At 48.4% G+C, this 12,002-nt stretch carries 11 protein-coding genes and 1 pseudogene; 3 read left to right on the forward strand and 9 right to left on the reverse strand.

The genetic code is table 11. The features are described from left to right. Positions 1-56: 56 nt before the first annotated feature. From MHH25_RS23170 to MHH25_RS23180, 3 genes are read right to left on the reverse strand one after another with little or no spacing between them, the layout of a single operon-like run. Positions 57-1,655: a UDP-glucose--hexose-1-phosphate uridylyltransferase gene (locus MHH25_RS23170; protein WP_340018252.1), complete on the reverse strand. Its 1,599-nt coding sequence runs from the start codon at positions 1,653-1,655 to the stop codon at positions 57-59. 14 nt (positions 1,656-1,669) lie between these two features. Next, positions 1,670-2,659, reverse strand: coding sequence for a UDP-glucose 4-epimerase GalE (galE, locus tag MHH25_RS23175; protein ID WP_017686840.1), 990 nt, complete (start codon positions 2,657-2,659; stop codon positions 1,670-1,672). Position 2,660: 1 nt separating this feature from the next. Then, entirely contained in the window at positions 2,661-3,842 is a 1,182-nt protein-coding gene (locus tag MHH25_RS23180) for a galactokinase (protein ID WP_340018253.1), read from the reverse strand. A 153-nt stretch (positions 3,843-3,995) separates the two neighbouring features. On the opposite strand from MHH25_RS23180, the gene MHH25_RS23185 reads away from it, so the two are divergent. After that, the gene (locus MHH25_RS23185; RefSeq protein ID WP_340018254.1) at positions 3,996-4,970 is read left to right on the forward strand and encodes an AraC family transcriptional regulator; all 975 of its coding nucleotides are present in this window, start codon (positions 3,996-3,998) and stop codon (positions 4,968-4,970) included. 80 nt (positions 4,971-5,050) lie between these two features. On the opposite strand, the gene mgrA is transcribed toward MHH25_RS23185, so the two are convergent. The 6 genes from mgrA to MHH25_RS23215 form a co-directional block, all read right to left on the reverse strand. Further along, on the reverse strand, positions 5,051-6,058 hold the full coding sequence (gene mgrA, locus MHH25_RS23190) for an L-glyceraldehyde 3-phosphate reductase (protein WP_036616991.1): 1,008 nt from the start codon (positions 6,056-6,058) through the stop codon (positions 5,051-5,053). Between the two features lie 78 nt (positions 6,059-6,136). Further along, positions 6,137-6,877, reverse strand: a complete 741-nt coding sequence (locus MHH25_RS23195) for an NAD-dependent protein deacylase (protein WP_340018255.1) — start codon at positions 6,875-6,877, stop codon at positions 6,137-6,139. A 42-nt stretch (positions 6,878-6,919) separates the two neighbouring features. Further along, entirely contained in the window at positions 6,920-7,687 is a 768-nt protein-coding gene (locus MHH25_RS23200) for an HAD family hydrolase (RefSeq protein WP_076329165.1), read from the reverse strand. A gap of 64 nt (positions 7,688-7,751) precedes the next feature. Further along, positions 7,752-8,516 carry an alpha/beta fold hydrolase gene (locus tag MHH25_RS23205; protein WP_076319867.1) on the reverse strand — a complete coding sequence of 255 codons (765 nt, stop codon included), beginning with the start codon at positions 8,514-8,516 and terminating at the stop codon, positions 7,752-7,754. Between the two features lie 94 nt (positions 8,517-8,610). Continuing rightward, complete coding sequence (locus MHH25_RS23210; protein WP_047844056.1) at positions 8,611-9,276, reverse strand: bifunctional 2-keto-4-hydroxyglutarate aldolase/2-keto-3-deoxy-6-phosphogluconate aldolase; 666 nt, start codon at positions 9,274-9,276, stop codon at positions 8,611-8,613. 86 nt (positions 9,277-9,362) lie between these two features. Next, positions 9,363-10,328, reverse strand: coding sequence for a sugar kinase (locus MHH25_RS23215; protein ID WP_101314549.1), 966 nt, complete (start codon positions 10,326-10,328; stop codon positions 9,363-9,365). Positions 10,329-10,550: 222 nt separating this feature from the next. Between MHH25_RS23215 and MHH25_RS23220 the strand changes: the two genes are divergently transcribed. Next, the gene (locus MHH25_RS23220; protein ID WP_340018256.1) at positions 10,551-11,591 is read left to right on the forward strand and encodes a fucose 4-O-acetylase; all 1,041 of its coding nucleotides are present in this window, start codon (positions 10,551-10,553) and stop codon (positions 11,589-11,591) included. Positions 11,592-11,714: 123 nt separating this feature from the next. Beyond that, a pseudogene (locus MHH25_RS23225) lies at positions 11,715-11,957 on the forward strand (general stress protein); the annotation flags it as partial. Positions 11,958-12,002 lie beyond the last annotated feature (45 nt).

Here is a 12,002-nt window from a genome sequence, read left to right on the forward strand (position 1 = left end):
TATTCAAAAAAACACCAGCCCTTGTATTATGGGCTGGTGTTCATCGTTATACATGTCTATTCAGTGTATCCCATGCTGCTTACAAAACGACGGAAAGCCTGGCGTCCTGCTTCATCATATTTGTAGACTCCTGCATGTTCCAGAATCTCGGCAAATTTCAAGCCAACTTCCTGCTGTACAATGGCAACGGCTTGTTCTTTGTCCAGGTTAGGACCAAACCGTTCAATCAATTCTTCCGCCCAGCCCAGATGTTTGTTCAACACATGATCAGAAGCTTTGGCGGCTTCAGCAAGTTTGGCATCTCCAGCGAGGATATCCGCGATACTGTCCAGTTCTTCTTTCAAACGACCTGGCAGGATGGCAAGCCCCATCACTTCGATCAGACCAATGTTTTCTTTCTTCAGATGGTGCATTTCACGGTGCGGATGGAAAATGCCTTCTGGATGCACATCATTCGTACGATTGTTACGTAATACAAGATCCATCTCATAACCACCATCTGCACTGCGACGAACGATTGGTGTTACCGTATTGTGTGGTACTTGTTCCCCGTCCACTTCACTGAATGCTTCGATATCCACAGCAGAATCACTGTAGACCTTCCACGCTTCATATACGGCGTTACCCGCTTCAAGCAACTCTGCAGGATCGTGTGAAGCCAGACGCATTACGGACATTGGCCATTTCACGAGACTCAATGTAAGTCCAGGTGCATCCGCATGGCGGAAGACTGCCTCTGGCTGTGCATTTTGAATGGCGAACGTATGACGTCCACCCTGGAAATGGTCATGTGTCAGGATAGAACCGCCCACGATCGGCAAATCCGCGTTAGATCCGATAAAGTAATGCGGGTACTCCCCAACAAAGGCAAGCAGTCTGCGCAGCGTATCCTTTGTCAGTTTCATCGGCACATGTTCATGATGGAAAATGATGCAGTGCTCGTTGTAGTACACATACGGCGAGTATTGGAACAACCAAGGCTCGCTGTTAAGTTCCAACGGAATGACTCTCAGATTCTGGCGGGCCGGGTGATTCACCCGACCAGCGTAACCTACATTTTCACGACACAGTTGGCATTTTGGATATACCGGTGGCGGAAGCAATTTCGCCATGGCAATCTCTTTTGGACTTTTCTCCGGTTTTGACAGGTTGATAGTAATCTCCATGTCTCCATAGGCCGTGTCCTGTGTCCAGTAGACGTTCTTCGAGATCCGATCCATACGGATGTAGTTGGAGTTAATCGACAAGTCATAGAATTGAGATGTGGCTGCCTCAATGCCTTCCGTCTGCTCCGTGTGGCGGAATGCGCGTACCACTTCAGATGGGCGTGCCATCAGATGACCCATGATTTTGGCATCCAGCAAATCACGGAATGTATCACTATTTTCAGGAATGAGTCCAATGGAAAATCCATAATCGATCAACGTATCCAGCATAGCCTGTGGGCCATCGGGCACATTCGTGTCCAACTCGCCGGCATAAGGCTCTGAGAATCCGAATTGTTCCAGCAAGAGGTTGCGGCTATAATCCCAATCCGCTTCCTCGATTAATTGTTTCTGCAAGGCAAATGCAACCAGACGTTCAATGGCATGCAGTGCTTCCTGCTGCTCCGGTGTCCGCTCTGTGGCACCTGCTGCAATATGAGTCTGTGACATAAGGTGTTCGCCTCCTAGTTTTTTCCGTAGCCGTCAGGACGTGATTGGTGCCAGCTCCAAGCGCTTTGAATGACATCTTCCAGATTGGTCCATTTTGGATTCCAACCCAGGACTGATCTCGCTTTTGCAGATGAAGCTACCAGCACAGCCGGATCACCTGCACGACGTGGCTCCTGTACAACCGGGATATCCAGGCCAGTCACTTTTTTAGCTGTTTCGATCACTTGTTTTACCGAGAATCCTGTACCGTTACCAAGATTGAACACATTACTGTTCTCACCTTTACGAAGATAATCTACTGCACGCAGATGTGCATCAGCCAAGTCGCTCACGTGGATATAGTCACGGATACATGTGCCATCTTCTGTTGCATAGTCGTCACCAAACACGGCGATGTGCGGGCGTTGTTTCAATGCTGTTTGCAGTACAAGTGGAATCAAGTGACTCTCTGGTTGGTGATCTTCACCAATTTTGCCGCTGTCATGAGCACCAGCTGCATTGAAGTAACGTAAGGAAACGTATTTGATATCCTGAACTTTATCGAACCATGACATCATGCGTTCCATCATCAGTTTTGTTTCGCCGTATACGTTGGTTGGCTCTGTACGATCGCTCTCTTCGATTGGCACTTTCTCAGGCTCACCGTAGGTAGCTGCTGTAGAGGAGAAGACGATGCGGCGTACGTTCGCTGCATTCATCGCTTCCAACAGACAGAGTGTACCAAACACGTTGTTGTCATAATATTTAACCGGGTCTTTCATACTCTCGCCTACGAGTGAGTTGGCTGCAAAGTGAATGACTGCATCGATTGAATTCTCAGCGAACAGCTTCGCCAGAATTTCTTTGTCACGAAGATCCCCTTCATACAACTTACCGCCGAGCAACGCTTCACGATGCCCTGTCTGCAAGTTATCCAGTACAACAACCTCTTCCCCACGTTCCAACAATGCTGCTACCGTATGAGATCCAATATACCCTGCTCCACCTGTCACCAAAATTGCCATTTTACTTCGCCTCCTTCAATTCTTTAACACCATCACCTACACCGCATACATAGAAATCACCTTTGAGACGGGTACGCGCTTCATATGCAGCGCCCACTGCACTTACAAAACGCTCGACATCATTCTCATGCACAAGTGATACGGTACAACCGCCAAATCCTGCGCCAGTCATCCGGGCACCAAGCGTGCCTGGAATCCGCTGAGCTTCTTCAACCATAACATCCAACTCATCACAGCTTACTTCGTACAAATCGCGAAGCGATTCATGAGAAGCGTTCATCAGCTTGCCGAAGGTTTCCAGATCGTTACCCTGCAATGCTTCGACTGATGCGAGCACACGAGCGTTCTCTTCCACGACATGTTGTGCACGCTGTCTTACTTTCTCATCCTTGATCTGATCCTGTAGTGTTACGAACTGCTCTGGCGTCAATTGAGCCAGGTAATTCAGTGCAGGCAGCTGTTCCTTCAAGATGGCAAGTGCCTGCTCGCATTGGGAGCGACGTTCATTGTAAGCCGAATCCACCAGACCGCGGCGTTTGTTCGTGTTACCGATGACCAATTTGTAGGAGCCTGTACGGAAAGGAACCTTTTCGTATTCCAGTGTGTCACACATCAGCAGGATCGCGTGATCCTGAGCACCGTTTGCGACAGCGAACTGATCCATGATTCCACAGTTGACGCCTACGAACTCATTTTCCGCTTTCTGGGACAAAAGCGCCAGTTGAACCGTATCAATATCCGATACACCCTCCAGAGACTGAATCGCAAATCCGGTGAGTACCTCCAGAGATGCAGATGATGAAAGTCCTGCCCCGTTCGGAATCTCCCCGTGGTACAAGAAGTCGTAGCCTTTTGTTACATTCACGCCTTTGCCCTGCAATTCAACCATGACACCAACAGGATAGTCGGTCCATTCTCCGGTTTTTTCCTTACCTATGGAGGAAGTGTCTAGTACCCCTTCATAAGACATGTTCGTGGAAGCCAGTTGCAACTTGTTGTCCTGACGCTCACGAATGATCAATGTTGTTCCGAATTCAAGTGCTGCCGGAAGCACGTATCCACCGTTATAGTCAATGTGCTCACCGATCAGATTCACACGCCCAGGGGCATGAAATACACGGATGTCCGCTCCACTCTCTCCGTACTTCTCAATAAACTTTTGTTTCAATTCAGTTACGTTCACTGCTGGTGCACCTCGCCTCGTTGTTGTGGTTTTCTTAATGTTATTATATAAGAAAGCGGTGCCTCTTGTAATGCAACCATGTGTGTTTCATATGGATAAATGTGACCTTAAGGCGTATAATGATCGGAGCATCCCGGAAAGAAGGAAACGACCATGTCAGATCAATCCAACCCCAAGAAAGAATCCCTTGCATCTTCTAACGAAAAAATACAGGAATCACCTTCCGGTAAAAGCGGAGCACTCAGTTATTCGGTTGCCTCCAATCCGGTCTATTATGAACAAGGCGCACTGCATGTCCTGTTTGCCGGAGCAAGCCAGACCCTTCCGGGTCACGCCCTCGGTCCTAAATTGTTTGATTATTATCTGCTGCATTATGTAGAAAAAGGGGCGGGTACGTTCCGTACCGAACTGCACACCTACGAGTTATCCGCAGGTGATTGTTTCCTCATTCATCCTGGGCAACTGGTAAGTTACCAGTCTCACGCCCGCAACCCATGGCAATATCGCTGGATTGCCTTCACAGGCAGCCAGGCTGGCCAACATACCGAGGAAGCCGGGTTCCGCCCGGAGAAGTCCGTTTTTCATGCTGGACCATCCTGTGGAATATCCGATTGGCTATCCGTGATGCAGGATGCTTTTGCCGAGCGCAAAGAAAGCTCCCATTTCACATCACTGGGTACGTTATATATGATTCTAGCCGAAGCACAGAATCACCTTTCGCAGGGCCAAACCTTAATTCCAGGTGAATCCTCCATCCGACGTACGGTGAAACAGATGATTCAATATATGTCTACCCAATATGCCTATCCTGTCTCCATTGAACAAATGTCTGCGAGTCTTGGATACAACCGCGCGTATTTATCCCGTATTTTCAAACAGGAAACCGGTCTTTCCCCAGTCACCTATCTGCTAAAACTACGGATCGACAAGTCGCGCCAACTCCTCAGAGAACGCCCGGATCTGTCCATCGAACAGGTATCTGCATCGGTTGGACTGCCAGACGCACTATATTTCTCCAAACAGTTCAAACGATTTCACGGTGAAGCGCCTAGCTTGTATCGAGAGAAAATACTGTCCCGTCCACTACATCAGGGGTTACAGCAGAATGCTCAACAAATCAAACAGTGAGCAACACAACGGACGGAACACGTACGACAAAAAAAGGTGCATTCCGCCATTATGGCTAAGATGCACCTTTTACACTTTATTTATTTGTCATCAGGCTCTGGAGACAGGATGGATTCAATCCGTTCCAATTCCTCTGTAGAGAAATCCAATTGGCTGAGTGCAGCCACATTCTCTTCAATCTGGGAAGGACGACTTGCGCCAATCAGCGCGGAAGTTACCCTGCCATTACGCAACACCCATGAGAGTGAAAATTGGGCCAAACTCTGACCACGGGCTGCTGCAATCTGGTTCAGCGCACGCACTTTGCGGAGCGTCTCTGGAGAGATGTTGTTTTCATTCAGGAATACCGACGGTCCTTTGGCACGTGAGTCTTCCGGGATACCATTCAAGTATTTGTTCGTGAGCACACCTTGTGCCAATGGACAGAATGCAATACTGCCTGTTCCATACTCATCCAGCACGTCCTGCAAACCATCTTCAATCCAGCGGTCCAGCAGCGAGTATTTCGGTTGATGGATTAACAGAGGCGTACCCAGACCTTTCAGAATTTCGGCAGCCTGTCTTGTCTGCTCTGCGGGATAGTTGGATATCCCCACATAAAGGGCTTTGCCCGAGCGAACAATATGATCCAGTGCCATCATCGTTTCTTCCAAAGGTGTTTCGGGATCATAACGATGTGAATAGAAAATATCTACATAATCCAGGCCCATACGCTTCAAGCTCTGATTCAGACTGGATACCAGATTTTTGCGTGAACCCCACTCGCCATACGGTCCGGGCCACATATAATACCCCGCTTTGGTGGAGATCACCAGTTCATCACGATAAGGTTTCAGATCCTGGGCCAGTACCTGTCCAAATAACTGCTCTGCCGAACCTGCCGGTGGGCCATAGTTGTTGGCAAGGTCAAAATGTGTAATGCCCAGATCAAATGATCGGGTAATCATATTACGACCATTCTCAGCGTTATTAATACCGCCAAAGTTATGCCACAGCCCCAGTGAAATCGCTGGCAGTTTCAAACCTGAACGTCCAACGCGGTTATATTTCATCGTTTCATAGCGAGTATCGCTTGCTACGTAGACCATTATGAATCCCTTCTTTCCCCAGGTTCCGCCTCTTGTATCCGGTCTATACCGGAGAATGCGGTTATTCAGTCCATACGTTCAACCAAGAAGCTGGTCCACATTATTCATTACCTCGCCAATCGGCTCTGTAATCAGCAAATCAGCCCTGCGGTCGTAAGCGGTAGGTGTAGCGTTGAGCAGAACGGTATGTTTTCCCTGAAAATACGTAATTAACTGGGCCGCCGGATATACCGTCAGTGACGTGCCTCCCACGAGTAACAGATCTGCAGAAGACAGTGCATCAATGGAACGATACAAAGTCGTCTGATCCAGCTCCTCTTCGTACAACACCACATCCGGTTTGATCACACCACCACATGTGGTACAGCGAGGCACGGTATCTTGGGACTGTATAATATCATTCAGCGTATAAAACTGCTTGCAATCCATGCAGGCATTACGATGAATTGAGCCGTGAAGTTCAAAAACATTGCTGCTACCTGCCTTCTGATGTAGTCCGTCGATATTTTGCGTGATCACTGCCTGAAGTTTTCCCGCCTGCTCCAGACGGGCCAATAGTCGATGGCACCCATTCGGTTCCGCATCTGGATGAAGCATTTTACCTCGATAAAAATCATAAAAAATATCGGCATGTTGATCAAAAAAATGCCGGCTTAATAACTCTTCCGGTGGATAAGGCGAATGCTGCTCCGTCTGATACAGACCCGCAGCCGAGCGAAAGTCGGGAATCCCGCTTTCCGTTGAAGTCCCGGCCCCTCCGAAAAAAACAATCCGGGAGCTCTCCTGAATCCAGGCAGCCAGTTGTTCTGTTGCGTTCATCCTCTCTCCTCCTTTTATATCGTTCAATCAGGTCAGGGTGACTTATAAAATAACGCTTATCTCATTATAATGACGAATAATGGCATGGGCATCAACCAGGTGAGATCCTTGATCTAACTGCGGACCGTAACCGAGCGTATAGGATACCTCTGCGTGCCGCCCCATCTGCATATCCCCATTGCTGTCTCCAATTACAACTGCCTCCGCAGGATCGATATGTAATTCACGGCAAGCCAAGAGTGCTGCTTCTCCATCCGGTTTGCCCTGGGTCACCCGATCACAGCCCACAATGGATATGAAAAAGGAACGAATCCCCATCCAATCCAGATGTGTTTCTGCTGCCGCTGTACTATCTGAAGTGACGACCGCCAGTGGTATGTCTGCTGCCCTGCATTTCTGCAAGAAATCCAGCAATCCTGACATGGGTTCAGCGGATTTGCGCTCTCTTACCGATCTCATGGCTACACTTGAAAATTTGCGTATCGTTGTGATCGCTTCATTCCATGGTATGCCTGCTGCATATAGTTGCCCGGCAAGCAATCCCGTGCACTCATCCACAGTCGCAATGGCCAGCGGGCCTTGCGGATCATAGCCGACAATGTGACCTTCTGCATTATGAATGGTGCCTAAGACGTGCTCCCGTTCAACCGTAAATGAAGCTCCAAGCTCATTCATACGTGCTTGTAACTGACTCAGCAACGTCTCTGCCCACGGCCCCCATAGCTGAAGGAATTCCAGCAGTGTTCCATCTTTATCGAACAGGATCCCTTTACATGGGATCTGCACTCCATTCACTTGAAGCATGGTCATCCATATCACCTCCATTAAGTTATGCTATAAATGCATTCAACCCTTAATGCAGAATAATCAAAACCTACTTCATGGTACTTAACCAAGCGAGTACAGTCTTGACCGTCTGATTCAGCTGTTCTTCCCCACTCACTTCCGCCTCGCCATCTCCTTTTTGATGACCATAATCACCGAACTGGGCGTGGTTACCACCTTCAATGGTGTAATATACCGTGTCTTCTGGAAGATACATCCGTCCACTCTGATACTTCGTAGCATTCACGACTTCATCTTTAGTACCTAGAATAGATAAAGCAGGTATTCCAAGTGACTTTACGCTCCCTTTTTCATCCGGGTAAGATGCCAAGAAGAAAATCCCGTGAAGTGCATCAGGATGTGCCGCTACATAACGTGCAGCCATCGACCCGCCGAGAGAGTGTCCACCCATAACAAATTGTTCGTCCGGATATGCGGCCAGAATCTCATCTGCCAAGTTTGGCTTAAGCACTGCCAGGTTAACTGGCATCTTGGCAATAATCGTGTGATGACCCGCAGCAGCCAGCTCATGCGCAAGTGGTGCATAACTTTCCGGTTTTACCAGTCCACCAGGGTAGAAAAGCACACTTTTCCCCGTCGGTTTATCTGGCACAAAATCAATCCAGTTCTCTTGTTCACTCACCGTCACCGAATTGGCTGTTTCCATAGCTGTTTGAGCTGTTTCCTGTGGACCGTATGGTGTGAATAATTTCCACGCAACAAATCCACATCCAATGACAATGAGCGCCAGAAGTACGAGCAGGAATTTCCCGATGCCCCTCTTCTTGCGCCCTGTATTATACCGATTTCTCAACGTTAATCACCTTTCTTCACTTCCGCAGGTGCCGCGGCTCACAGAATTGGGAGCCTTTGTTTATCAGGCTCCCCTTCTACGAATTGAAAAAATATTATTCAGCCTTGGCCTTGCGGTAAGCATCCATATATTGTTCCGCTTTGCGACGGACATGACTCAGGTCACCCGTCTTCACAGCTTCCGCTGTCAAGTCGGAGCCGATCCCTACAGCGACTGCTCCACCCTTGATCCAATCCCCCAGATTAGACAAGGATACCCCGCCAGTTGGCATAAAATTCGCCTGCGGCATAGGGCCCTTCATCGTTTTGATAATCGAAGGATCGTACAGATTACCCGGGAACAACTTCACAATGTCCACACCGAGTTCCAATGCGCGTTGAACATCAGCAATCGTCATCACACCAGGCAGAATTGGAATTCGATACAGGTTGCAGATCTGCACGGTATCCGGGTTCAGGGAAGGTCCGACTACAAACTCGGCACCCGACATGATGGCCGCTCTTGCCGTTTGCGGTTCAAGCACCGTTCCCGCACCAATAATCGCGAATTTCTCTGGATCTTGTGTGTTCCAATGGTATACACGGCTTAATTTTTCAATGGCTTTGAGGGCACTGGGTACTGTCATCGTAATCTCGATAACTTTAATGCCACCCGCAATCGCTTGCTCGGCCATGGCAATGACTTGATCCGCAGAATCTGCACGCAGAACTGCCACAACCCCATTGTCCGTAATCTTTTGCAACAGCTGAAGCTTCTTCATTTCATTCTCTCCCTTGTCAATGTGGTGGTTGTGTATACAAGCCTTACATTTAAGAACGAAGATGAGCCATATATGATTTAGAGCGACTAACGCTCAACATGGGCAACGTTGTTCAGCTTGGCCTCGACCTGCCCCCACGTCGGGAGCGCCTCCCAATCGCCAACAGCCTGTATAACCATGGAGCCGGTCAAATTGCCGAGACGGGTTGCTTCCTGCGGGGAGTATCCTTTTAATAAACCCGATAAAAATCCCGCACAGAAACCATCTCCTGCTCCTACCGTATCCAGAACATAATCCGCCTTAAAGTACGGAACTTCCGTTAGGGTACCATTCGCCAATACATAGGTCAAATCAGGGCCACCCTTCACGATGCACACAGCATTCATGGCAGATAAACGCTCAAGTACTTTTTGATCATTTTCTTCGTTATATAGAAGTTTCATCTCGTCCAGACCCGGTAAAAAGTAGTCTGCCAGTTCAGCTAAACGCAGTATAACCGGACGGGCCTCATCCGCAGACCATAGTTTGAGACGCAGATTTGGATCAAAGCTTACTTTCACCCCTGCCTGTTTGGCAATATGTATGGCAGCTTCTACCGTAGCAAGTCCGGACGGGCTTATCGCTGCCGTTATCCCCGTAACGTGCAATATCTTCGCCCCGGCAATATAGTCGGGATCCAGATCATCAGGTGTGATCGCACTTGCAGCAGATAGCTTCCTATAATAATGCACCGAAGCTTTCCCGGAAGCGTTCTCACGAATCATCAAACCAGTGGGCTCGTGATCACTTAAACGTACTCGGGATACATCTACGCCTTCACCGCGAATGGCTTTCAGAATCATACTGCCCATCGGATCATTGCCCAAGCGTCCAAACCAACCACTGGTATGCCCCAGGCGGGATACACCAATAGCCAGATTGCTCTCAGCACCCCCGAAAGACTTGTCCAGTGTGGCTGCATATTCCAGCCCTCTTGTATCCTTGGCAGTCAGCAAACCCATACTCTCCCCAAACGTAATAATTTCCGGGCTTGGATAGGGACTCGTTGACATGATTTCTTCCCTCCTTATAGTTACATTCCCTCATCTTCTTTTTCTATTGTCATCCTCTATGCAACTGTTGTCAATCCCGTTGCGTTCATTTTGTTGTCACAGCTTTGATAAAAGATAACGCTTACTAATGTGAATTAAATCACAATAGATAATGAACATCCATATTACCCTTATTACAGATGCAAATGACCTTGCAAACAGGGTCTATAAGGGGGCTACACCATGAAAAATCAGACACTGATCCGGGATGATCAGGAATCTTTCTTTTACAATCTGCGCTTTATGCTTATCGTCTGTGTCCTAGCTGGTAATGCACTTGAACCACTCATTACACGTTTTGCAGGAGCGGAAGCTCTGTTCCTGTGGATATATACGTTTCACATGCCACTCTTTGTATGGGTAACCGGGTATTTTGCGACACACTCACTCCAAGGTGCATCTGGACGAAACGTTCTGAAGCAGATTGCACTACAGTATGTACTGTTTCAGTCCTTATACGCATTGATGGACTTTACCGTATTCCACACACCCCATATGCGGCTATCCTTCTTTGCACCTTACTTGCTGTTATGGTTTCTCGCGAGTCATTTCTGTTGGCGACTGTTGCTTCGTCTGACGATTTCCTGGAAACCGATATATCGGCTGATTGGATCAATTGCGCTCGGTGTAATTGCCGGGTATTTGCCCATCGACGGGTTCTGGCTCAGCTTCAGCCGTACGTTTGTATTTCTGCCGTTTTTTGTCATCGGTTATGACTATGGAGCAACCATCCGTTCACGTTTATTATCCGGTTGGGGGCGAAAAACCGCAGCCATCCTCTCTGCTGCACTGTTGGTATGGATCGGGTATGGTGGTTTGAACATTTCATCCGGATGGTTACTCGGCAGCATGACGTACGCCGAACTGGGTCACCACGAATGGTATGCCGGTATCTTCCGGGTGGGTGTCTACTTGCTGGAAATCGCATCGGCAGCACTGTTCTTGGCTTGGGTACCTTCCTTGACTTCCAGACTGACGGACCTTGGACGACGCACACTCTATGTGTTCCTGCTGCATGGGTTTCTCGTTCGTCTCGCGATCTGGTCCGGAGTCTACAGTTATATGGGAAGCTCGGCGTATATTCCAGTCATACTGGTCATTGCCGTACTCTTTGCAGTCACACTGGCTCTGCCGGCTGTACGTCACACGTTCAAACCCGTAATTGAACCGAATATATCCCGATTTTCTTTCAATCGACATGAAGTGTTTAAACGGTCGGCCTAATGCTCTGACGGATCTCTTCACCATCGATTCTATCCTAGTGAATTGTTTCAGGCTGGAAATAAGGTGGTAAATTAGGGATACGCGCTACAAAAAACAACTTATCGTTGTAAGGAGTGATTTGTAATGGCACGTCAACCGACGTCAGAACACAAGATGAGCCGTGAGGAAGCTGGCAGATTAGGTGGCAAAGCGACTTCCAAGAACCATGATCGAAGCTTCTACCAGATGATTGGAAAAAAGGGTGGCGAAGCGACTTCAGATGCCCATGATACTGACTTTTACAAGCAGATTGGTCGCAAGGGCGGAGAAGCAACCTCCGAAACTCATAATAAGGAATTCTATCGTGAGATTGGACGCAAAGGCGGAAGCAACTAATGAATTCCGCTCGCCACATCGAAACATGATCATAGC

This window comes from Paenibacillus sp. FSL H3-0457, assembly GCF_037981725.1.
GTDB classification, from domain to species: Bacteria; Bacillota; Bacilli; order Paenibacillales; family Paenibacillaceae; genus Paenibacillus; species Paenibacillus amylolyticus.